Consider the following 22,729-nt stretch of genomic DNA (forward strand, 5'->3'; position numbering starts at 1 on the left):
ATAGAATGCAGAAACCTTTTAGCTCTGCACGCGGTCAGTTTATCAGCTTTTCAGAGAGCAAATGCTCTCCCCTGCTCCTGCCCGGCCAAGGTCAAGGGCGCTGAGTAATCATGGGGCTCCGCCCCATACCCCAATACGACAAAGGGGAATGGAATGGTTTTGGCTCAAAGCAGATGCCCGCCAGATGCACTTTCTGCGCCCACTGTTTTTTATATCGTATAAAAAGGGGTATGGGGGCTTGCCCCCATGTCTACCCTGTCCTTTTCCCGGCGAGTGAGAGCATGATACCACGCCGCCGCCCAAAATACAAGAGCCTAATGCGCCTTAAAGCTATATTTCTGCTGAGCCGCCGCCAGCCCCTCGCGCACCAGCAGAATGGCCGCCTGCGCCGCATCCTGCGCCATCTGCGCATAGACGGCCTGCTCCTGCCGCGAGAGCTTATGCAGGACATAGTCCATCAGCCGGATACCCTGGGGCGCACCGATGCCCATGCGGATGCGCGGGAAATTCTGCGTATCCAGCCGGGCGATGATGCTCTTCATGCCGTTATGGCTGCCCGCACTGCCCTCGGCCCGGATGCGCAGCTTGCCCATGGGCAAATCCTTGTCGTCGTAGCAGACGGCAATATGCTCGCTCGGAATCTTATAATAGGCCGCCAGCGGCGCGATGCAGTCTCCCGAGAGGTTCATAAAAGTCTGCGGCTTGACCAGCAGGACCTTTTCCCCGCCGATGCGCGCCTCAGTCACTTTGCCGTTCCCCTTTTTCGTAAACCGCGCGCCCAGCGCATCTGCCAGGGCATCCAGCGCCATAAAGCCGGCGTTGTGCGGTGTTTTGCGGTATTTCAGGCCGGGATTTCCCAGGCCGGCGATGAGATACATTGCTTTTTTCTTCCTTTGTTCAAAATTGGTGGCTTATTTATATCTTCCCTTGGCCCAGCCCGGCTTGATGACTTCCCGGGCCCGGGCGATGCACAGCGCATCTGCCGGGATGTCTTTGGTTACCGTCGCCCCGGCGGCGATATACGCCCCCTCGCCCACATTGACCGGGGAGACGAGGTTGGTATTGCAGCCGATGAAGGCGCGGTCGCCTACTTTGGTCTTAAACTTCTGCTTGCCGTTGTAGTTGACGAACACCACGCCGCAGCCGATGTTGATTTCCTCTCCCAGCTCCGCATCGCCCACATACGTCAAATGCGAAATCTTGGTGCCGTTGCCCACCAGGGCATTTTTCAGCTCCACAAAATCCCCCACCCGGCAGCCATCGCCGATGACCGTCCCCGGCCGCAGGTAGGCATACGGGCCAACTTTGCTCTGGCGGCCGACCACCGCGCTTTGCAGCACGGAGTTTTCCACCGTCGCGCCGTCTTTGACCTGGCTATCCGTGAGCCGGCTGCCCTGATAGAGCGTGCACCCGCTGCCAATGCGGCAAGCGCCTTCCAAAATCACGCCGGGATAGATGACGGTATCCGCGCCAATCTCGCTCTCGGGGCTGATATATGTCTGCGCGGGATCTATCAGCGTAACCCCGGCGCGCATATGCGCCTCGTTGATGCGCCGGCGCATGAGGGCTTCGGCCTCGGCGAGCTGGACGCGGTCGTTCACGCCCATGCACTCGGTGAGGTCTGCCACCGGCTGCCCGCCGACCTTCTTGCCTGCGTCGTGCAGAATTTTCACGCAGTCTGTGAGGTAGTATTCCCCCTGGGCGTTGGCCGGCTGCAATTTATCCAGGGCAAAGAGCAGGTCTGCCGTCTTAAAGCAGTAGACCGAGACGTTGACCTCGCAGATGGAGCGCTGGAAATCCGTCGCGTCCTTTTCCTCCACGATGCCGACCACGCTGCCAATCTCATCCCGCAGGATGCGCCCATAGCCCTTGGGGTTCTGGACGTAGCCCGTGAGCATCATGCAGGAAAAATCCCCGCCCCGGGCGGAAGCCAGCAGGCTTTTGATGGACTGCCCCCGGATGAGCGGCATATCCCCGGCCAGCACCACGGTATATTCACTGCCTGCCAGATGCTGCTTTGCGGCCATCACGGCGTGGCCCGAGCCCAGGCGCTGCTCCTGGACGGCATAATCGCAGCCCTCGCCCAGCGCCTGCCGGACGGCATCGCCGCCGCTGCCGATGACGATGACCGGGCGGCTGCACACCGCCCCGGCCGCCTCTGCGACCCATGCTGCCAGGCTCTTTCCCGCGCAGCGATGCAACACTTTTGGCATTTTGGACTTCATCCGGGTTCCCTCGCCTGCCGCTAAAATGACTACTTTGCTTTCCATGCGTCTTGTTTCCTTCCTGATATGTGTGCGCCAAAGGCGCGCCATTTTATTTCTATGCTAAGATTTGGGCGTTTCTGCCTGGGCAGGCCGCTAGCCCCGCCCGTTTCCCCGCGAATAGCCCAGATAGGCCCAAAGGCAGGCCTGGGCGTGGTCGTTTGCCAAATCGTCTCCTAGGGATTCATACTGCAAAATGCCATCCTGCCAATATTCCCGCAGGGCGATATGCAGCACCTGGCTGCCCGAGAGAGTATAGCGGTGCAGGCGGCCATCCGGCTGCTCCTGGCAGGAGTAATCCGAAAAGGCGAACCACTCGGCGGCTGCGGCATCGTCTCCGGCGGCCGGGGCCAGGGCAGAGCGCTCTGCCGCCGCCCAGTAGACCACCGAGATGACGCGCTGGCGAGGGTCCCTCTCAGGCTCGGAGAGCACGCCGCATTCATGCAGCCGAAGGCCGGAGCAGCCTGTTTCCTCGAAAAGCTCCCGGGCGGCGCCAGCGGGCACAGATTCCGCGATATCGACAAACCCGCCGGGCAGGGCGAAATAGCCCTTATAGGGATAGCCGCCCCGGCGGATGAGCAGCAGGAAAAGCGCATCGCCTTCGCGCCCAAACAGCGCGACATCCGCGGTTACGGCGGGGTTTTTGTATTTGCTCGGGTCGTAGGCCGCCAGATAGCGCGCCTCTTCCTCGCAGGAGGGGACATATGGTTTCATCTGAAGTTCCTTCTTTCTGTTAAGGTCAGGGGCGATGGGTAAACATGGGGGCAGGCCCCCATACCCCCCATTATAATGAAAATAGTGCAGGAACGGCTCCTTGTGCCGCTTTTGCAGGACACAGCGGCGGGCAAAAAACCGACAAAGAATAATTGATTGGATTGGACTTGCCTCAAGCCCTGCCAGACCAAAAGCATCTGCATTTGCCCCATATTTTTATATGGGGTATGGGGCTTTGCCCCATGACTGCCATTGCCCCTGACCTTGGGAGAGCAGAAAACGGGAACGCATTTGCCTTTGGCCGCCCGTCATTTTGCTATGCCGCCAATTTCCCTCTGGCCGAAATACTGCCAAAGCATAAGCAGCAGTGCACTGCCCGCCAGGATGCCATCCAGAATGCCTGCGGGAAGCATGAATATCATCAGCGCCAGCGTAACCACACAGTTGATGATGCCAAGAGCCAGCCCCCACAAGCGGTTTTTGAGCAGCCCAACCGCGGCTGTCACCCGCAGAGCGCCATAGATGCCGCCCATGAGGAGCACCAGGTTCAAATTCTCCTGCAAATAGGGCATGCAAAAGCCAAAATAAGCATCCATCTGTGCCGCGCCGCCCGGCAAAAACTGCGCCAAAAGCGCCGCCAGCCCGCCGCCCAGCTCTATCATACCGCCATGGATAAGCATGAGAATTGCCGCTGTTTTATATTTTTTCATGTTTGCCTCTCTTTATCAAATTTCTTATCAAAAGGACGATGGTAGACATGGGGGCAACGCCCCTATACCCCCTCTTATTATAAATAGAGTGGATAGTGCAAAAGCGGCAGGACGCGCCGCTCAGTAGGCGAGGGCATTCCCCTTCCCGATTATGGGGTATGGGGCTTTGCCCCATGGCTAAAAATGGCCCTTGGCCTTGACCCCGCGTCCTATCCCGCCCATGAGGAAGGGAGGATGAGGCGAGCCGCCCTTAGCAATCAAGCTCTGAGACGACCCCGCCGCCCAGGCAGACATCCCCCTGATAGAGCACGGCGTATTGCCCGGGGGTTACCGCCCGCTGGGGCTCCCGAGATTCGATGACCACCTCGCCGCCCTCCTGCACGAATACGCGCACCTGCTGGTCTGGCTGGCGGTAGCGGTAGCGGCAGGTGCAGGCAAACTCGCTCTGCTCCGGCGGGCTGATAAAGTGAAAGGGCTCTGTCTTGCAGCGGCTGGAATAAAGAGCCGGGCTGTCTGCGCCCTGCTCGACGTATAGAATGTTGCGCTCCAAATCCTTTTGCACCACAAACCAGCGCTGGCCGTTGCCCGCGCCGCCGATGCCCAGCCCCCGCCGCTGGCCCAGAGTATAATACATCAGCCCCTCGTGCCGGCCGACCACCTTGCCCGAGAGCGTGCGCATCTCCCCCGGCCGGGCGGGCAGATACTGCTTCAAAAACTCCCGGAACCTGCGCTCGCCGATGAAGCAGATGCCTGTGGAATCCTTCTTTTTTGCCACGGGCAGGCCGGCCTTTTCCGCGATGGCGCGCACCTGTTCCTTCTGCAAATCTCCCACCGGGAACATAGCCGGGGCCAGCTGCTGCTGGGTGAGCATACAGAGAAAATAGCTCTGGTCTTTGCCCGGGTCCAGCCCCTTTAACAGCTGGGTTTCTCCGTTTTCCCGGCCAAGGCGGCAGTAGTGCCCGGTGGCCATATACTCGGCGCCCGTCTGCATGCAAAAATCCAGAAATGCCGCGAACTTAATCTCCCGGTTGCACAGCACATCCGGGTTGGGCGTGCGCCCAGCCTGGTATTCTTTCAGGAAAATCGAGAAAACCCGCTCCCAGTATTCCTGCGTGAAATTGACGGTATAATAAGGGATGCCGATGTGGTCGCAGACAGCGCGGACGTCGTCGAAATCCTCGGCGGCCGTGCACTCCTCGCTTCCCTCGGCCTGCTCATCCCAGTTTTTCATGAAAATTCCCGTAACATCGTGCCCCTGCTCTTTGAGCAAAAAGGCGGCTACGGCGGAATCCACCCCGCCGGACATGCCGACGGCAATCTTCTTTCGCTCCATGCCAAACCTCGTTTTCGGCGCCTTCCTCCAAAAAGCGGGCGCCTCTTCTTCTATTATAGTTTACTACACCGCCTGGATTTTTTCCACCCAAATTGACGCAGGGCGCTTTTTGCCTTATACTGAAAGTGGATTTGAACGCGGCTGGGCGCGAAAAACGCCGCTGCAAAGGGAAATTTCAGTTTAGGAGGGAACAAAATGGTACGCCTTGCGACAATCGGCACCAACTTTATCACGGAATATCTGCTGGAGGCCAGCCAGCACTGCACGGGCTTTGCGCTGGAGGCGGTCTGCTCCAGAAATGAGGAGAACGCCAAGGCCTTTGCCAAAAAATGGGGCGCCAAGCGCTGGTTTACCAGCGTGGACGACCTGGCCGCCTGCCCGGATGTGGACGCCGTCTATATCGCGACGCCCAACTTCACGCACCACGGCTACGCTATGAAGCTGCTGGCCGCGGGCAAGCATGTGCTGGTGGAGAAATCCGCCGCGGCCAACCAGAGAGAGTACCGCGAGATGCTGGATTTGGCGGAGCAGAAGGGGTTGGTCTGCCTGGAGGCCATCCGCATCGCCTTCAACCCGGATTTGGAGCTGATTCGCCAGGGCCTTGCAGAGCTGGGCAAGATTCGCCGGGTTATCCTGACCTGCGGCGCCTATTCTTCCCGCTACGACAACTTCAAAAAGGGCATCATCGAAAACGCGTTCCGGCCGGAGATGTGCAACGGGGCGCTGATGGACCTTGGGGTTTACGCGGTGAACATCATGGCGGATTTGTTCGGCGCGCCGGAAAAGGTCAACGCGGATGTCATCAAGCTGGAAAACGGGCTGGACGCCGTGCTCACCGCGACCTGCACCTACCCCGGAATGCTGGCCACGGTTTTCACTTCCAAAGTGGCCGACACCAACAATTTGAGCGAGATTCAGGGCGAGGACGGCCTGATGGTCATTAGTTTTTGCAGCACGCCCGACCGGGTTAGCATCAAATACAACACCCGCAGGAGCGGCGAGGAGAAAATCCGCGAGCTGCCCATTTCGGCGACGCCGTTTGGCGAGGACATGAAATACGAGCTCCAGGCCTTTATCGACCTCATCGGCCAGGGCGGCGCAGGGGCGGAGCGCTACAACGAGCGCACGCTTTGCGCGCTGGGCGTGATGGACGAGATTCGCCGGCAGTGCGGCATGGTGTTCCCCAACGACGCGCAGTAGGCGGGAGAAGGAAAGGCCAAGGGCTGTAACATGGGGGCAGGGCGAAGGGCGTTAAGGTCAAGGGCGATAGGTAAACATGGGGGCAAAGCCCCCATACCCCATGATTTAGAAAACAGGGCAACAAAAAGAGCGCTCGGTTTTGCGCGGGATATGCGCAGGGCCAAGCGCTCTTCGTTATATCATGGGGTGCGTAAAACAGGGCAAGGGCCTCTCTTAACCATGGGGGCGCAGGGCCAGCCGCCTCTTTTGACTATGGCAACAAAAGACGCGGGGGAAAAAGAGCCAGGGATGATGGAGAAATAGGGGGAAGGCAAGGGCTTCTCTTAGCCATGGGGCACTGCCCGCCCTCTTGCTTGGGATAATAAAAAGCCAATAGCGTCCACCCCGCCACCCCGGGCAAACCTCCAGGAACAGGGGCAGGGATGCGGGCGCGGCGCATATCTGCCGGATGGTATTGTATTTGCCCCTTTTTGTGTTGGAGTATGGGCAGAGCTGCCTCCGATTGACGGGATAGCAGGGCTTGTCTCCTCCGCGCACGAAGCCGGAAGTCAGCTTATCAGGGAACAAATGCTCTTTTATGCCCCGTCCGGCGCACGCGCTTTCCTTTCGCGCCGTCCTCTTACCATCATCAGCAAAGGGGTATGGGGCGCAGCCCCATGATAAAGGAACGCCCTTGACCTTGGCCGCTCCCCTACCCTTGCAGCCCCTTCGCCTGGCGCTCCATGTTTTCGACTACGACATCGTAAACCTCGCCCAGAGAGGCGCAATAGTCCAGAACCTGCCCCGGGCGGTTGGTGTGGAAATGAATCTTGATGAGGCTTTCACTGCCCACGGCCAGCAGGCAGTCGCCCTCGAAATGCCCGCGGATATAGGCGTTTATCGCGTCCTCATCCAAATGCTCCCCCTCGATTAAAAGCTGCGTATCGAACTTGTATTCCAGCATGGCTTTTCTCCCTTCTGCTCGTTTTCTCCTATTTTACCCGCGGCCGAGCGGGCGCGTCAAGCCGCGCGGTTGGCAAACCACGTGGAAAATAGGGCGGTAAGAAAACAGGTGTCCCTCTTCATCATGGACCCACCCCCTTCTATTTTTCACCGGGGTATGGGGGCAATGCCCCCATGTTTACCTATCGCCCTTGGCCTCCTTTGCCCCACGCCTGCCGCCCTTTGGTTGACAAAAATTTCCCGCCATGATATGGTACCTACGGGCGCGCGGGGCCCTCCCGCCGGCCAAATTCACCGGGCTTGCCTGCCCTGGGAGGGTTATCTTGGAAACTGCGAAAAAGAAAAATCACGGCGTCATCTTTGTCCTGCTCTCGGCCATCTGCTTTAGCATCGGCGGGCTGTTCCTCAAAATGGTCCCCTGGAACGCGCTCTCCATCAACGGCGGCCGGGCGCTGATTTCCGCTGTCATCCTCTCCTGCTATATGAAGGCGACGCACCATAAGCTGGTCGTCAACAAGCAGGTTCTGCTGGGCTCGGTCTGCCTGCTGGGCGAGATGATACTCTACGTCTACGCCAACCAGCTGACCACCGCGGCGGGCGCCATCATTTTGCAGTTTACCGCGCCCATCTTCATCATCCTTTTCATGTGGATTTTCTTCCGCCAGAAACCCAGAAAGCTGGATATTTTCACCTGCGCCGTGGTCTTTGGCGGCATCATTTTGTTTTTCATCGACGGGCTTTCGGGCGGCGGCATGCTGGGCAACCTGCTGGCCGTGGGCTCGGGTGCGTTTTACGCCGTCGTCTTCATGATGGAGGCTTTCCCCCAGGGCGATTCTCTCTCCTCTATGGTCATCACGCACAGTTTTTGCGCCGTGCTGGGCATTCCGTTCATCCTGCAGGAGACGGATTTTAGCTTTGCGCCCGTCATGAGCATCGTGGTTTTGGGCGTGGTTCAGCAGGGCGCGGCCTTCCTCTGCCTCTCCAAGGGGCTTCGGGAGACGCCGCCCGTGGCTGCCAGCCTGGTTTCGGCGCTGGAACCCATCTTGAACCCGGTCTGGGTCGCCATTTTCTACGGCGAGCTGCCCAGCCTCATCGCGCTGGCCGGGGCGGCCGTCGTCATCGGGGCGGTGGTCTGCTACAATCTGCAAAACGCCAAGCTGGCAAAGCGCGAAGCCGAGCGGGCCGCTCGGGCGGAGCAGGCGCAGGCAGAGCCACAGGGGCAGGCGCAGGCGGAATAGGAAGGCGCAAACAAAATATCAGGCGAGAAAAAGGCCGGGCAATGCCCGGTCTTTTTTCATGCCTCCGGGCTGCGGGTGAACACGGGGGCAAAAGGTCAAGGGCGATTCTTTATCATGGGGGCATAGCCCCCATACCCCCGTGAAAAATAAAAGGGGGTAGAGCGTGGCTTCACGGCCCTTTTTTGCACCATGCCATAAAAGAGCGGGCGGGCTCCCTAGCTGTGCATGCCATCATACTATCAGGCGCTTTTCCCAAAGCTCTGCTTCCTGGCATTGGGGCGGCAGGATTTTTTGGCTTTTATCGCTTTTGGGCCTAACCCGTATCTCTCTTTTTTAGAGGGGGGTATGGGGCGGAGCCCCATGGTTAAGAGGGGCCCTTGGCCTTTTGCGCCGCGCTGTTAAGCCATGCCCCCATGGTTACTTACCGCCCTTGGCCTTTCCCAATCAAAAAAGGAGCAAAACTGCTCCTTTTTACTGTGGGGAAAGCGCTCCATCCGGCTGCGCCGGCTCTGCCAGCTCCATCATGCCCGGCCGGGAGCCGCCGCCCTTCTGGGACTGCTCGCTCTGGCTGCGCGCGAAGAGAATCGTACCGGCCGTGGCCGCGGCGAGAAAAACCGCCAGCAGGAATAGGAGCAGAAAGAGCCACCAACGCCGCTTCTTTTTGGGCTTCCCCGGCGCGCGCTCTGCGCCGGGCAGCAGACGGATTTCCTCGCCGAGATTGCCAAAGACATAGTAGCCCGAGAGCGGGCAGATTCTGCCCTGCTTCCACCCGAAAAAGCCACGGTGCCCCTGGATTGGGTCTATCACATAGGCGATTTGATAGGGCAGGTTGAAAAAATTCTCCTGGATAAACAGGTCGTGCTGGGACAAAAACACGCCGTAGCCCGGGTGGGTATGCTGCCAGCCCAAAATGCGCATACCGGCAAAATGCTCTTCCAGCTGGGACGAGACGTATTGCCAGGTCTCGTGCGTAAACGTCAGCGAGGCGGAAGAGGCATCGGCATAGCGCGCCTCGATAAACCCGGCGACGATGGCGCAGAGCCGGCCATCCTGCTCCAGATAGTCTCCCACCAGAAAGCAGCCCGTCTCCCGGCGCAAATCCAAGCCAGCCAGGGCATCCATCTGATGCAGCAGCTCCTGGCCGATATACAGGCGCAAATCCCCCTCCGCGATCTCGCCGACCTGCACGGCGTTTTTGGGGATTTCCCACTGCCGGCGCGGGGCCTCTTCTCCGGATAGAAACGTAATCTCAAAATCTTCTTGGTTCAAGCTAACTCCTTAGATATACAGCGAGCAGAGCAGCGCGATGAGGTAGACCCCGATGATTGTGCCTGCGATCAGGGGATGCGCCAGGCGCACGCCGCCCTTATCCGCATACTCGATAAGCCGGTTTTGTTTGCTCAGCCGCTGGACCAGCTTCATCTCCTTCTCCACATGGCCCAGATAGATCCTGTTGCCGAACATGCCGAAGAGAATGCAGGCCAGCAGCGGGGCCACGGGCCAGGCATAGACCAGCACCGCCGCCAGGATAATCTGCCCCAGCAGCGAGAGATAGCCCCAAAGATACATTCTGCGGTAGATGAACCAGAAGGAGGTAAAGCAGGCGGCCGCCCAGTTCCAGGTCAGCTGGCCGCCTTGCAGCTGCGCAAACTTCTTCTCATAGTATACCTCATTTTTGCCAAGAAACAACCTTCTTTCCTCGGCAAATTCCTCGGGCGTGGGCGGGGCGGCACTTCTGGGCTGGGGAATGGCATAGGAAGGGACGCGGTACGTCCCCAGCGGCGGGGTATAGACTGGGGCCGCCTGGCCTTGCCGGGCGCCGCCGCTCTGCGCGCTTCCGGACGCTCCCGCGCCATAGGCACCCGCGCTCTGCGCCGCGCCGTAAGCGCCATAGGGCTGGCCGCCGGATTGGGCCGCCGCCGGATTGGCCGGGCGGGACGCGCTCTGGCCATAGGGTGCGCCATAGGGCTGAGCACTTGCCGAAGGGGCCGCTTGCGTTTGCCCGGCGGGCCGGTATGCTCCCTGGCTGGGCGCACCATACGCCGGAGCGCCCGCCTGCCCTGCCGGGCCCCGGCTCCCCTGCTTTCTGATGGCATCATACGGCCGGGCAGGGTCTACCGCGCCGCTAAACCTGGCGCCGCATTCCTGGCAGAACACCGCCTGGGCGGCATTTTTCGTGCCGCATTTTGGGCAGACGGGGCCTGCCGCGTCTGCCGGGGCGGCCTGCCCGGCCGCTCCTGCGCCGGCCGCAGGATTTGCGCGGCTGCCCTGCTTTCTGATGGCGTCATAAGGATGCGCTGCATCCGGCCCGGGCTGACTCTGCTGCCCCGGGCGGTAGAGCCTTGCGCCGCACCCATAGCAGAACACCGCTTCGGCCGGGTTTTTGGCGCCGCAGTTTTGGCAGAAGGTCTCGCTGGCCTGAGCCGGGGCCGCCTGCCCTGCAAGCTGCCTGCCGCAGGCATAGCAGAAGGCCGATCCTGCGGGATTGCGTGCGCCGCAGGCCGGGCAGAGCTGCTCTGCCTGGCTGGGCGCCTGGTTCTGCGCCGAAACGGGAGCGCCAGCGGCCGCTTCCTGCCCTGCCTGGGCAGTTTGGCCGGGCGCCGCTGTGTTCTGCCCGGCTTGCACGGACTGACTGGAGACGCTCTGCCCGGACTGGGACTGCTCTGATACGGACTGGCCAGCCGCGCTCTGCCCCGAAATTGGCTGGGCGGGGCCGGATGCAGTTTGCGCGGCAGAAGCGCCGGTGGATGCGGTTTGCTGGGATTGGGCGGGCGAACCTTGAGCGGGCGTCTGCCCGAACGCGGTTTGCGCCGAACCCTGCGCGCCGGGTGCCGCCGCCTGGCCTGCCAAATTTTGTGCGGCCAAACCTTGGGCAGGCGCTTGCCCAAACGCGTACTGCTCCGGGGACTGCCCGGCCAAATCGGCCCCGGCCATCCTGGCGCCGCAGTGGGCGCAGAAGATAGAATCGCCGATATTTTGCGCGCCGCAATTTGGGCAGAGCTTGCCCGCTCCCTGCGCCGAGCCGCCATAGACTGCGGACTGCGCTCCAAAGGCCGGCCGCTCCGCCATCTGGCTCTGGCCGGCGAACATATAGCCGTTTTGCCCATAGACCGGCCGCTGGTAGGCCTCGGCCTGCTGGCCCCTCTGCGCGCCCTGGGCCATCATCTGGCTATAGGCCTGGCCGTCCAGGCCGCGGATCGTCCCCTGGCAGCCGAAGGTCGTGCAGCCCTGGTTCTCGATCCAGCAGTCCTTATGGTGCGGCATCTCGCAGGCACTGCACTGCACGATCTCATCGCCCTCTGCAAAAGCCGTCTTGCAATAGGGGCAGATTTTGCCGATATATTCCTCCATGGTATGCCCGGTTTTATCCATTTGTATCCTCCTGGCTGGGAGCGGGCTGGGAAGCCGCGGGGCTCGTTTCCGGCGAAGCAGACTGTGCATCTATCGAAGGCTCCGGCAAGGCAGCGGAGGCCTCCGGCGAGGGAGCCTGGGGCGCGATGCCCAGCATATCCTCTATGGCTGAGATGCGCGCATCCATCCCCCGCTGCTCCTGGGCGATGACAGCGAAGCTGAGCCTAGCTTCATCCAGCAAGCCGCCTACGCTGGCGCTGAGCAGGTTCACCTGTTCATTCAGCGAGATGACCTGGAACCCCAGCATGACCACCACCGCCGAGAGCACGACGAGCAGGGCCGTCTGGATGCCGGCCAGCACGCCGCCGCCCTTTTCCGGCTCGGCCGGGGGCTCCTCCTGCTCTGCCCTTAGGGCCTTGATGGGCACGCCCGTCTTATCATACAGATAGAAGCCCGGGCAGCGCTCGATTTTGCCCTCTTCCCAGAAATAGAAGCCCTCTTCGCCGCGAATTGGGTCTATCACATAGGCGATTTGGTTCTCCTCTTTGAAGAAATTCTCCTGGATGAAGGTATCGTAATTGGAGAGGAAGATGCCAAAATCCGGGTGCGTATGAATCCACCCCACGATGGATTTGCCCTGGTGCTTTTTCTCCATCTCCTTATCCACGGCTTCCCAGGTCTCGTGGGTGAAAGTGAGCGTCTGGGGCGTGGCCTCGCAGTGCTTTGCCTCGATGAAGCCCTCGATGAGGATATTCTGCTTGCCGAACTCCTCCACAAACTCGCCCACCAAAATGCCGCCGCTCTCGTTCTCGGTTTTGCCCTCGGTGAACTTATGGATTTGGCGGTAGACCTTCTGGGCGATATAGATATTCTTATTTCCCTGCACCCGCTCGCCCACGGGCAGGATATTCTGGGGCAGGGCGCCCTCGGCCTCGGGGGCGGAAAGCGCCTTCTGTTTCTGCTTTTTGGCGGCCTTTTTCCCGGCCGCCTTTTGCTTTTCCTTCTTTGCCATGCCTGCCTCCTACTTCATATTGAACACGAGCACAGAGTTGCCGACGGCGATGGCATCCCCCTGCCGCAGTACATGCCGGGAGACGCGCATGCCGTTGACCACCGTCCCGAGCGGGGTGCCGCAGTCTACCAGCACATAGCGGTTGCCCTCCTGGATGATATCGCAGTGATGCTCGCCCACCAGCTTATCCTTGAAGAGCACGATGGTATTCCTGCCGTTGTTGCCGATGCTGGTCGTCCCCGCAAAGACCAGGTATTCCTTGCCCTCGAACTCGCCCCGGATGACCTTGAGCCACGCGGATTTGGCGAACTGCTCGAGCAGGCCCACGCCCAGGCCCACCAGCAGGCCGGTTGCCGTGATGCCCACGGCCCTTGGGATGATGCCGGTATCCGTCTCGCTGAGCAGGGCCCAGGGGATATTGCAGATATAGTTGAATACGAAGCCGCCGAGAAAGCCGCCCAGCAGGCCGCCCAGCATGCAGAAGAGCATGCGCTTTTTCTCGGGCTTTAACAGGCCGGCCGAGAACCCGATGCCCAGCCCCATGATGGCCCAGCCGATGCCCCGGATGAAAGCCATGGCAAACTCGCTTTCCGTGTTTTGCATGAGCGCGCTGTACAGCCACTGGGCGATATAGCCGCTGACAAAGCCCAGCACCAGGGAAATGCCCGCGCCGATGGCCGCGTTTTTGGCGGCCTGGCGGCCCGAGCCGTAGTATACTCCCTCGCCCAGCCCCAAAAACAGGCCGATGCCGCAGGCCAGAAACGCGCTGAAGAAAGCGGAACTGAGCCGCATGGCGTTGCTTACGGCCGAGAAGATGACGGCAAGCTGGCTCTCGCTGTACAGCCCAGCGTAGGCGTTCGCATAAATCTCCTCCATACCGGGATAGCCCATCCAGCCAAGGAAGGTATCCGTATTCAGCCAGAGGCCGATGAGCTCCTGCAAGGCAAAGCCGACGAGACCGCCGATGATGCCCCAGAGCAGGCCCTTCATAAAGACAGTTTTGAAGTTGAGCTTCTTTCCCGCCGAGACCGGCCGCTGGGCCGACTGCATCCGGGCGGCCGTGGGGGTAAACACGACCCCAGCCAGCTCCTCCGCCGTGATCTCGAAATCGTTTTCCGGCTCGGGAGAGATTTCCAGCTGGGGAACCTCCTCCTCTATCTTCTCGCCCTGCTCATCGAATAGGTCTATCTGCACGTCCCCCGCCGCGGCCTCCTCGCCCTGATAGAGATTGAGATTGCCCACCGGGAACATATGCTTATGCTCGATGGCCCATTTGGCCGCGTCTGCCGAGAGCGGGCTATACGAGTTCCAGCTCTTATACTGGATCATATCCCCGATATTGATGATGATATCCGAGAGCGATTCGCCCGCGCCCCAGATATCCCCGATGCAGATCTGCCCATCCCGGAAATTGGGATGCCAGATGGGCGTCAGGATGCGGCAGAGGGGCTTATAGCGCGGGTAATCTGCGTGCAGCGTGATCTCCACATCGTGCCGCGCCAGCGTCTCGATGCTGCCATCCGGCCGCAGATAGATGCCGTTGACAAAGTAGGTAACGTGGTAGCGCTCGGGCGGCTCTGGCCCCATGGGCGTTACCTTGATATACGGATGGTTTCCGAAATCCTTTTGCAGCTGCTCCCAGTCTGAAGCGATGCGCCGCATTCTTGCATTCATATTCTCTCCTCCTGTCCGAGGCCGGCAAACACTGCCGCCTCATCCCCGGTGCACTCGTAATACCGCTCCTCCATCCCCCGGCGGCCGCAGAAAATATGCAGCGGCGGGATGCCGATTTCGCCCAGCGTCTTATTTAGAAAATCTTCGCTGCCCGTGAGGGTGTGGAACGTCTCAAATTGCATGGCTTTGCCGCAGTCCGGGCAGGCCAGATCCGCCCCCCGAAGCTTATGCACAGGCGCAAACAGCGGTTTTTTCTGCCCGCAGGCGCAGGATGCCAGGGAGGCGATATCCCGGTCGAAATCCACCACGGCTCCCTCGCCCAAATCCTGCCGGGCCTTTTGCAGAACCTCGGCAAGCGTGGTCTTTTCCGCGCGCCAGGGCATTTTTTCGGCCGGGCCATAGGCATCGTGGCTCATGCAGTCCGGCTTTTTCTGGTATTCGACGACAAAGGAATCGTGCGTCAGCCCGTTGAACACATAGCCCTTGCCGGCCAGCGTGGGCAGGCCGCGGTCTGCGTGCAAAATCTTGAGCATCTCCTGCACCTGCACCCCCGCGATGATGGAAGAGGAGGTGGGCGTCGTGGGAATTTTGCCCTCGGCCATCTGCTCGTGCGTCAAAAGCGCGCAGCTCTTGCGCTGGTTGATCATGCGCCAGTCTGCCTCGGTCATGGTGCATTCATAGCAGGGGCCGGGCGGCGCAAACACCCGGGCAAAGCCGCCCAGCGCCTCGATGGCGCCGTCGATGAAGGTTTTGCCCAGCTTATAGCAGCTCTGGTTGATGGCCAGCCGGGCTTCCCGGTTATCCAGCCCGCCCAGCGCCGCATCCACCCGGGCAAACACCCCAAGGCCGATATCGTCTATCACATTGCTGGTAAACGCCTTGGCGCGGACATCCGGGTTGAGCTCCATAGCGCGCTCCGCCGCGACTTCCGCCTTATAGCGGCCCACATCCCCGGCCCGGAAGAGCACAGAGCGGGTGAGGTTGGTCTGCTCGATTTTATCCATATCCACGATGAGGATTTTTCCGATGCCCAGCAGCGCCAGGTTTTTGATGAGCTCGTTGCCAATCGCTCCGGCGCCCACCACCAGAATGCAGGCGTTTTTGAGCTTCTCCTGGTCCCACCAGGGAATCAGCCGCAGGCGGCTATAGCGATCCTCCTCGAAATCTGCGGAGGTTAGCTCGATATTTTTGCTCTCCTCCATGGCTCAGCCCGCCGTGATTTCCGGCTGGAGGCGGAGCACATCTCCATCCCGCACGCCTGCTTCGGCCAGAGTCTGCATTTCCAAAAGCTGCCGGCCAGAGACTTTATGGATGAATTTATAGCTGATGGGGTTGCCATCCGGCCCCACAGAGGGCAGCTTGATTTTTTCCACCAGCTTGACCATGATAATGCCGGTTTTGATGTCGTCGGGCAGGCCGACTTTCTGCTCCTTATTGCCTGTTGCGTCTACGATGATTACATTCACTTTTCCCATTTTATTGCCTCCATAAAAAGCGGAAAATCCGCCTATTAAATCTATTTTACGCCAAAGCGCGCGCCACTGCAAACACTTCACGCGCATATCATTATATTGGCGCTTCACGCTATTATATTTTTATCCCGATATGCCTAGTTTACACTATTTGCCCCAGACTGTTCAAGAGGGTACGGAAAAAAGGTCAAGGGCCATTCGTAATCATGGGGGCACAGCCCCCATACCCCCATATGGGAGTATTGTCTCGTTCAATTTTGTGGTGAATATCCCCTAAGGCAGTCCCTTTTTACTGCCCAAAAATTAAAAAGAAAAGGGGCTATTCCCCCTTTTCTTTATTCATGCTCTCCAAGGTATTTACAAAAGCCAATACCGCCCGGACTTCACTGCTGGACATCTTCTGAATTTTTTTGAGCAGTTCAGCTTTTTCGGCGGTCAACTCATTTGCGGATAATTTTTCGCCGCTTCCGTCAAGAACCCATTGCGCGGAATATCCATAGCTTTCTTCTATTAACTTTGCAAGAGTATCGGAAATGGTTGCTTTTTTATCATTTGCGATCAAGTTGACGTAATTGGCGCTTATTCCAAGTGTTCTTGCAAACTCGACTTGCTTAACTTTCTGCTCTTTCAATATCGTCTGTATCCGCTGCCCCAAAGACATGCTATCACCTCCATGGATAAAATGATATATTAGAAATGTAATTTAGTCAACAAAAATAAATATTGACATTTGATTGGGTTAGTGATAATATTTGATTAAATCAAATAAAGGAGGGTAAAAATGAGAACTCAGTTAGATGAAAAGCAGAATTTACTAAGTAAGATAGAGCGCCTTTCCTCTGCTGATGAAGTTCAAAAGGTGAAGGCCTTTATCGCCGGAATGGAAGCGGGGAAAGCGGTAAGGGAAATGGAGCGGGAAAGGGCGTCTTGAAACGCCCTTTCACTACAAAAGTAAGGGGGTATGGGGGCCTCGCCCCCATGTTTACTTTTCCCTTTATTGCTCGTCCTCTTCCAGTTTTATGGCAATGGCTGGGCATTTCCCTTGCAGGATAGATTCTGCCAGCGCGCGGCTGCACGAGATTTTCAGGTGCAGTTGGATTTCGTCTTGGCTCTGCTCTTTGTCCAGCATTTCTCTAAGAGATTCGATGGTCAGCATGGCGTGGTTCCTTTCTGGGAAACATTCATATAATCTAATGGGTTACACGAGATTACATGAGTTCCTATGAGATTTCCCATTATCTTAATGGAAAATATTAGAATAAAGGGGAAAGCTCATGTAAATTCGTATAAAATCATAGAAGAGGAAAGCATGATAAAAAAAGCCCGCGCCCATATGACCCTAGATATCTCCATTCTAAACAAAGCCAGGAAGAATGCCCAAAAGAGAGGATGGCCGCTTTCTCGGTACGTCAATTCCGTTTTGAGGGAGTATTTTGCGCAGACGGAAAATGCCCAGCGAAAGGAAATGGAAAGCCATGATGCCGCTCAAAATTAGCGTTACGCTCTGTTTGGATAAGGCGGTTTTGCAGGGAATTTGCCAATGCGCGGAGCGGGAGAACCGCTCTGTCTCTGGGTATGTTACGATTGCCCTGCGCAGATATATCGAGAGAATGGAGAGCGGCGAAATAGACGCCGGGGAGCTGGAACTGGCGGCGGAGAGAAGCAAAGGCAGAAAGAAAAACAGGACGCTGAGCATCTCCGGAGATGTTTTGGAAAAGATGCGCCTCTATGCAGAGCTGGACGCGCGTTCGCTTTCCCAGTATGTGAACCTGGTGCTCAAAAGGCATTTGGCCGAAATAGAAGGGCAGTAAAGCAATCAAAAAAGAGCGCTTATGCGCTCTTTTTTATACCCGATTGACGGAATAGCGGAGTTTGTCAATCCTGCACGCGCCCTCCCCGGGGCGGCTTCTGGAAAGCGATGCGCTCGCTTCCGTCTGCAATGTGAATGATGCCGCAGTAGGAAAAGCCGTTGCGCTCCAAACAGCGCCGCATGGGCAGGTTGTCCCGGTGGGTGTCGATGCGCAGGTTGCCGCACTGCTCATAGCACCATGCCAGGCAGAAGGAGGCCGCACCGCGCACGCCCTGCCGCGCCGTGATGCGGTGCACAACGCCGTAAGGCCCGCCGCAAAGCCATGCGCCCTGCTCGATGATGCGGTAAGTCGGGTCGTCCTCCACGGCGAAATAGAAAGTCGCCGCAATTTCGCCGCCCTCCGTGCAGATATAGCTCTTGCCTGCGGCAATATCCGCTTCTATCATCTCCCGGGCGGGGTGAGAATCGCCCCACTGGTTCGGGTTGCCGTTCTCCCGCATGAAAACCCGAGCCTGGGCATATAGCTCCATCATATGCTCCAAATCCTCGGGGGTGCTTTTGCGAATTTGCATGATAAGCCTCCTAATCTAAGGTAGCCTCATTATATCAGAAAGAGAGCTCTCGGGCAAAACCGCGCCAACCACGCGCACTTTCTGCCTGCACTATTCCCTTATCATAATATAGTGAGGGGGTATGGGGCGGGAGCCCCATGTTCACAATTAGCCCTTGCCCTTTTGCGCACAAAAAAACCGCAGCAACTGCCGCGGTTTTTCTTTTTACCTTGCCTATTCAGCCTGAGCCGGGGCGGCAAACAGCGCCTCGAACTCCTCGCCGTCTATCTTCTCCTTCTCCATGAGCACATGGGAGATCTCGTGCAGTTTCTGCACATGCTGGGACAAAATCTCGGTGGCGCGGCTCATGCAGCCCGTCAGGATGCGCTTCATCTCGGCATCGATCTGCGCGGCAACCTCCTCACTGCAAGCCTTGCTCTGCACCAGCTCCTTGCCCAGGAACACCTCCTGCTGCGCGCCGTGGAACACCGGGCCGATGACATCGCTCATGCCGTATTTGACAACCATGCCCCGGGCGAGATTAGTCGCCCGCTCGATGTCGTTGGAAGCGCCGGTGGTGATGTCGCCCAAAATGAGCGCCTCTGCCGCCCGTCCGCCCAGCATCATGGTCATCTCATCCAGCATCTTGGATTTGAAATAGTGGCTCTTATCCTCATCGGGAAGCGTCATGGTATAGCCGGCGGCCATGCCCCGGGGGATGATGGAGATCTCGTGCACAGGATCGCAGTTCGGCAGGCACTTGGCGCAGATGGCGTGGCCCACCTCGTGATATGCCGTAATCTTCTTATCCTCTTCTGTGATGACGCGGCTCTTCTTCTCGGGGCCCACCATCACCTTGGTTACGGCCTCCTCGATCTCCTCCATGCCGATATTCGGCCGGTTATACCGCGCGGCCAGGATAGCCGCCTCGTTTAAGACATTCTCCAGATCCGCGCCGCCCATGCCCGGGGTGCGCTTGGCAAGCACGGCCAGATCCACATCCGGGGCCAGGGGCTTGCCCTTGGCGTGAACCTTCAAAATATCCTCCCGGCCCTTGACATCCGGATAGTTGATGACGACCTGGCGGTCGAACCGGCCGGGGCGCAGAAGCGCCGGGTCCAGAATATCCACGCGGTTGGTCGCCGCGATGACGATGATGCCATCGTTGACGACAAAGCCATCCATCTCGGTTAAAAGCTGGTTGAGCGTCTGCTCGCGCTCATCGTGCCCGCCGCCCAGGCCCGCGCCTCTCTGGCGGCCGACGGCGTCGATCTCGTCGATAAAGATGATGCAGGGGGAGTTCTTCTTGGCCGTATCGAACAGATCGCGCACGCGCGCCGCGCCCATGCCCACGAACATCTCCACGAAATCCGAGCCTGTGATGCTGAAGAAGGGGATGCCCGCTTCCCCGGCCACGGCCTTGGCCAGCAGGGTTTTGCCGCATCCGGGCGGGCCCACCAGCAGCACGCCTTTGGGGATGCGCGCGCCAAAGCGGGTGAACTTTTTCGGGTCTTTCAAAAACTCGACAACCTCGGCCAGCTCGGCCTTTTCCTCATCCGCCCCGGCGACGTCGCCGAACGTCTTATTGACCTCCTCGCCCAGCACCATTTTGGCCTTGCTCTTGCCAAAGCCCATGGTTTTGCCGCCGTCTCTGGTCTGCCGGAACATGAAGAAGATGACCCCGATCATCAGAAGCGTCATGAGAAGCTCGGGCAGCATCTGCACGAAAATGCTGGGCTGCGCCTGGGGCTCATAGGCGATCTCGATATCGATTTCGGTTCCCTTATCCACGCCCAGAATCGCCTTGACATCTGCATCGAACTGCTCTGCCGAGGGCAGATAGATATAGTAGTCGTACTTCTTTGGGAAATCCTTGGCGCTGATGGCCGTATCCCGCTTTAAGGCCACGGCTTCGTTGGCCGAGATGGTGATTTTGCCGATCTCCCCGGCCTCGATTTTTTCAAGAAGCTGGCTGTATTCGATGGTCTGCCCCTGGCTGACGGTATAGCCGCCCATGGACTGGGCGATCAGAAAAATCGCCAGCAAGATGAGCACATACAGAAGCGGCCCTCTTAAGAAATTACTCTTTTTCTTCAATCTACTTTCTCCTCCTGCGAATCGTTTGATTCGTAAATCTCTTTTTTCAGCGTGCCGATAAACTTCAAATTGCGGTATTTGCCCGCGTAGTCTAGCCCATAGCCCACGAGAAATTCATCCGGGACCTTGAAGCCGACGTAATCCGCCTCCATAGCCACGCTTCTTCTGGAAGGCTTATCGAGCAGGCAGCAGCTTTTGACCTCTGCCGCGCCCCGGCCGGCCAGCAGCGCCGTGAGGTTTTTGAGCGTATTGCCCGAATCGATGATATCCTCCACGATGAGCACATGCTTTGCCGTGATATCCGCCTCCAAGTCGTAGAGCATGCGGATGCTGCCGCTGCTTTTTGTGCCGCTGCCATAGCTGGAGACCCGGATGAAGTTCATCTCCAGCGGGATATCCAGCGCCATGAGCAAATCGATATAGAAAACCGCGGCGCCATTTAGCACGCAGACCATGATGAGCTCTTTTCCCGTATAATCCCGCTCAATCTGGGCGGCCAGCTCCTGCACCCGGCTCTGAATCTGCTCCTGGCTCAGCAGAACGCCGGCGATATCATCCTTCATTTTCTTTTGCACTTTCCTCTCCTGTGTGATACATATAGGATATTTTGCAGACGGCGCTGCTATCCCGGCGCACTTTGGCGTGCTCCGAAAGCGCACACCCGACGATCCACAAAATCTCGCTGCCCTTTGCCAGAAGCGGCATACTCCCCCGGGCTTCCCGGGGAATTTTTTCGTCGATCATCCAGTCTTTGAGCTTCTTTTTGCCCTCCATGCCAAAGGGAGAGAAATAGTCGCCCGGGGCTCTGGTGCGCAAAACCGCCCCTTCCAGCGCCGCCGCATCCGCATACTGCACCATGCTGGAGGCCGAGGGGAACTTGCGCGGCAGGTTCTGCCGCTCCACCGGCTGCATCAGGAAAAACTCGCCCGGCCAGGGCTCGATGACGCCCTCGCCCACAGCAAAGCTGCCCTCCCGCTGGATGGTGATGATCTTATCCGTGATGATGAGCGAATGATAGGAGACGTGCGCAAAAAAGCGCCCCTCCAGGCTATATCCCTTGCCCGTGCGCCCCGAGGCGGCCAAATCCAGCACCCGGTCCACAGAGCGCTTATCCACATCCTGAAGCGTGGTAAATTCCAGCAGCGCCATGCGCACGACTCTTCTGCGGATGGCTTTGGGCAGGGCGTTGAACGCGATGAGATCCAGCACGATCTGCCCTTCTTCCCTGCGGGAAATTTTATGATACTCGCTCTTGGCATATTCGAACAGCGCGGCATCTTCCTCGCCCAGAATCTCGCTGGCCCGCATGATGGCCGAGGAGACCTCGGGATTGAGCTTGGCCATGCGCGGCAGAATCTCGGCCCGGATATAGTTTCTGGTATATTTGAGCGCGGCGTTCGTGGAATCTACCCGGAAGGTGATCTCGTGCTTTTTGGCATACGCCTCGATCTGCTTGCGGGAAATATCCAGCAGCGGCCGGATGATGCCCGGCTGGCGCTGGTATTTCATGGAAGTCAGCCCGGCGACGCCGCTGCCCCGCAGAAGGTTGAGCAGGAAAGTCTCGGCGAAGTCGTCTTTATGATGGGCGATGGCGATTTTTGCCAGCCCCAGCTGCTGCTTGCGCTCCTCGAAAAATTCGTAGCGCAGACGGCGCGCCGCGGCCTCCAGGTTCTCCCCCGTCTGCGCCGCGATTACCGGAACATCCGCGCTGCCCGCGTAAAAGGGGATATGCATCGCCTCGCACTGCTGCTCCACAAAGTGCATATCGCCCACGGATTCCTCGGAGCGGATGCCATGCTCAAAATGCAGTGCGCAGACATAAAACCCGCTCCTTCTGGAGAGGGTATATAAGACATTTAGCAGCACCATCGAATCCACTCCCCCAGAGACCGCCACGCCCACGCGGTCGCCCAGAGAGATGAGATTATATCTTTTAATTGTAGTATCTACCAAAGTTTCCAGCATAATAACTTTATTTTAATCGGTCGGCATTTTTTTTACAAGACCGAGTTATGAAATTTCCGTTAATTCAGGCAAAAAGGCGGCCATAAGGGCAAAGGCGGTTGGTAATCATGAGGGCAAAGGTCAAGGGCTATTCTTAATCATGGGGGCAAGCCCCCATACCCCCTCACTGGGGTATGAAAATGGGATAGTGCGGGAAGAGGGTGCGCGCGGCAGGGAATTGGAGAGCATTTGCCATCTGGCAAACTGACTGCCAGCGGCGCGCGCCGCAATCACAACTTCCGCATTCCCATCATTCAGGTGCCGCGTTTTATTGGCAGTGATGAAATAAAAAAACAGTCGCAATTTCGGAAAAAGAGTAGTATAATATTGTATATCAATAATAAAATATATTTTCAA

At 58.3% G+C, this 22,729-nt stretch carries 23 protein-coding genes; 5 read left to right on the forward strand and 18 right to left on the reverse strand.

What is annotated here, in order from left to right; translation table 11 throughout:
• Positions 1-314 precede the first annotated feature (314 nt).
• From pth to mnmA, 5 genes are all read right to left on the reverse strand, one after another.
• Complete coding sequence (gene pth / locus AALG83_08380; GenBank protein ID MEY8383165.1) at positions 315-878, reverse strand: aminoacyl-tRNA hydrolase; 564 nt, start codon at positions 876-878, stop codon at positions 315-317.
• Positions 879-911: 33 nt separating this feature from the next.
• The gene (glmU, locus tag AALG83_08385) at positions 912-2,270 is read right to left on the reverse strand and encodes a bifunctional UDP-N-acetylglucosamine diphosphorylase/glucosamine-1-phosphate N-acetyltransferase GlmU (protein ID MEY8383166.1); all 1,359 of its coding nucleotides are present in this window, start codon (positions 2,268-2,270) and stop codon (positions 912-914) included.
• 90 nt (positions 2,271-2,360) lie between these two features.
• Positions 2,361-2,978 (reverse strand): NUDIX hydrolase, encoded by a 618-nt coding sequence (locus tag AALG83_08390; protein ID MEY8383167.1) that lies wholly within the window; start codon positions 2,976-2,978, stop codon positions 2,361-2,363.
• Between the two features lie 308 nt (positions 2,979-3,286).
• Complete coding sequence (locus AALG83_08395) at positions 3,287-3,688, reverse strand: hypothetical protein (GenBank protein ID MEY8383168.1); 402 nt, start codon at positions 3,686-3,688, stop codon at positions 3,287-3,289.
• A gap of 250 nt (positions 3,689-3,938) precedes the next feature.
• Positions 3,939-5,021 carry a tRNA 2-thiouridine(34) synthase MnmA gene (gene mnmA / locus AALG83_08400; GenBank protein MEY8383169.1) on the reverse strand — a complete coding sequence of 361 codons (1,083 nt, stop codon included), beginning with the start codon at positions 5,019-5,021 and terminating at the stop codon, positions 3,939-3,941.
• On the opposite strand from mnmA, the gene AALG83_08405 reads away from it, so the two are divergent.
• Positions 5,020-5,205: a hypothetical protein gene (locus AALG83_08405; GenBank protein MEY8383170.1), complete on the forward strand. Its 186-nt coding sequence runs from the start codon at positions 5,020-5,022 to the stop codon at positions 5,203-5,205. The two genes, mnmA and AALG83_08405, sit on opposite strands and share 2 nt — an antisense overlap.
• Before the next feature lie 11 nt (positions 5,206-5,216).
• Complete coding sequence (locus AALG83_08410) at positions 5,217-6,221, forward strand: Gfo/Idh/MocA family oxidoreductase (GenBank protein MEY8383171.1); 1,005 nt, start codon at positions 5,217-5,219, stop codon at positions 6,219-6,221.
• Positions 6,222-6,912: 691 nt separating this feature from the next.
• On the opposite strand, the gene AALG83_08415 is transcribed toward AALG83_08410, so the two are convergent.
• The gene (locus AALG83_08415; GenBank protein ID MEY8383172.1) at positions 6,913-7,164 is read right to left on the reverse strand and encodes a kinase to dihydroxyacetone kinase; all 252 of its coding nucleotides are present in this window, start codon (positions 7,162-7,164) and stop codon (positions 6,913-6,915) included.
• Positions 7,165-7,486: 322 nt separating this feature from the next.
• Between AALG83_08415 and AALG83_08420 the strand changes: the two genes are divergently transcribed.
• On the forward strand, positions 7,487-8,401 hold the full coding sequence (locus tag AALG83_08420; GenBank protein MEY8383173.1) for a DMT family transporter: 915 nt from the start codon (positions 7,487-7,489) through the stop codon (positions 8,399-8,401).
• A 471-nt stretch (positions 8,402-8,872) separates the two neighbouring features.
• Here the strand turns inward: AALG83_08420 and AALG83_08425 are convergent, their stop codons facing one another.
• From AALG83_08425 to AALG83_08455, 7 genes are all read right to left on the reverse strand, one after another.
• Positions 8,873-9,670 carry a hypothetical protein gene (locus tag AALG83_08425; protein MEY8383174.1) on the reverse strand — a complete coding sequence of 266 codons (798 nt, stop codon included), beginning with the start codon at positions 9,668-9,670 and terminating at the stop codon, positions 8,873-8,875.
• Positions 9,671-9,679: 9 nt separating this feature from the next.
• A complete protein-coding gene (locus AALG83_08430; GenBank protein MEY8383175.1) occupies positions 9,680-11,773 on the reverse strand; it encodes a zinc-ribbon domain-containing protein in 2,094 nt (697 codons plus the stop codon).
• Positions 11,766-12,764 (reverse strand): Mov34/MPN/PAD-1 family protein, encoded by a 999-nt coding sequence (locus AALG83_08435; protein MEY8383176.1) that lies wholly within the window; start codon positions 12,762-12,764, stop codon positions 11,766-11,768. The genes AALG83_08430 and AALG83_08435 overlap by 8 nt, the downstream gene beginning before the upstream one ends.
• A gap of 9 nt (positions 12,765-12,773) precedes the next feature.
• A complete protein-coding gene (locus AALG83_08440; protein MEY8383177.1) occupies positions 12,774-14,438 on the reverse strand; it encodes an FHA domain-containing protein in 1,665 nt (554 codons plus the stop codon).
• Entirely contained in the window at positions 14,435-15,640 is a 1,206-nt protein-coding gene (locus AALG83_08445) for a ThiF family adenylyltransferase (GenBank protein MEY8383178.1), read from the reverse strand. Before AALG83_08445 ends, AALG83_08440 begins: the two co-directional genes overlap by 4 nt.
• A 3-nt stretch (positions 15,641-15,643) precedes the next feature.
• The gene (locus tag AALG83_08450) at positions 15,644-15,913 is read right to left on the reverse strand and encodes an EsaB/YukD family protein (GenBank protein ID MEY8383179.1); all 270 of its coding nucleotides are present in this window, start codon (positions 15,911-15,913) and stop codon (positions 15,644-15,646) included.
• 316 nt (positions 15,914-16,229) lie between these two features.
• Complete coding sequence (locus tag AALG83_08455; protein ID MEY8383180.1) at positions 16,230-16,571, reverse strand: helix-turn-helix domain-containing protein; 342 nt, start codon at positions 16,569-16,571, stop codon at positions 16,230-16,232.
• 120 nt (positions 16,572-16,691) lie between these two features.
• Here AALG83_08455 and AALG83_08460 point away from each other — a divergent pair, with 120 nt between their 5' ends.
• Entirely contained in the window at positions 16,692-16,841 is a 150-nt protein-coding gene (locus AALG83_08460) for a hypothetical protein (protein MEY8383181.1), read from the forward strand.
• Between the two features lie 63 nt (positions 16,842-16,904).
• Here AALG83_08460 and AALG83_08465 read toward each other — a convergent pair whose 3' ends face one another.
• Positions 16,905-17,066 carry a hypothetical protein gene (locus tag AALG83_08465; protein ID MEY8383182.1) on the reverse strand — a complete coding sequence of 54 codons (162 nt, stop codon included), beginning with the start codon at positions 17,064-17,066 and terminating at the stop codon, positions 16,905-16,907.
• Between the two features lie 292 nt (positions 17,067-17,358).
• On the opposite strand from AALG83_08465, the gene AALG83_08470 reads away from it, so the two are divergent.
• Entirely contained in the window at positions 17,359-17,721 is a 363-nt protein-coding gene (locus tag AALG83_08470; protein MEY8383183.1) for a hypothetical protein, read from the forward strand.
• A 64-nt stretch (positions 17,722-17,785) separates the two neighbouring features.
• On the opposite strand, the gene AALG83_08475 is transcribed toward AALG83_08470, so the two are convergent.
• The 4 genes from AALG83_08475 to tilS form a co-directional block, all read right to left on the reverse strand.
• The gene (locus AALG83_08475; GenBank protein MEY8383184.1) at positions 17,786-18,292 is read right to left on the reverse strand and encodes a GNAT family N-acetyltransferase; all 507 of its coding nucleotides are present in this window, start codon (positions 18,290-18,292) and stop codon (positions 17,786-17,788) included.
• 213 nt (positions 18,293-18,505) lie between these two features.
• A complete protein-coding gene (ftsH, locus tag AALG83_08480; GenBank protein MEY8383185.1) occupies positions 18,506-20,368 on the reverse strand; it encodes an ATP-dependent zinc metalloprotease FtsH in 1,863 nt (620 codons plus the stop codon).
• Positions 20,365-20,931, reverse strand: a complete 567-nt coding sequence (gene hpt / locus AALG83_08485; protein MEY8383186.1) for a hypoxanthine phosphoribosyltransferase — start codon at positions 20,929-20,931, stop codon at positions 20,365-20,367. Before hpt ends, ftsH begins: the two co-directional genes overlap by 4 nt.
• A complete protein-coding gene (gene tilS, locus AALG83_08490) occupies positions 20,921-22,333 on the reverse strand; it encodes a tRNA lysidine(34) synthetase TilS (protein ID MEY8383187.1) in 1,413 nt (470 codons plus the stop codon). Before tilS ends, hpt begins: the two co-directional genes overlap by 11 nt.
• Positions 22,334-22,729 lie beyond the last annotated feature (396 nt).

Source organism: Christensenellaceae bacterium 44-20 (genome assembly GCA_041223705.1).
Classification (GTDB): Bacteria; Bacillota; Clostridia; order Christensenellales; family Christensenellaceae; genus QANA01.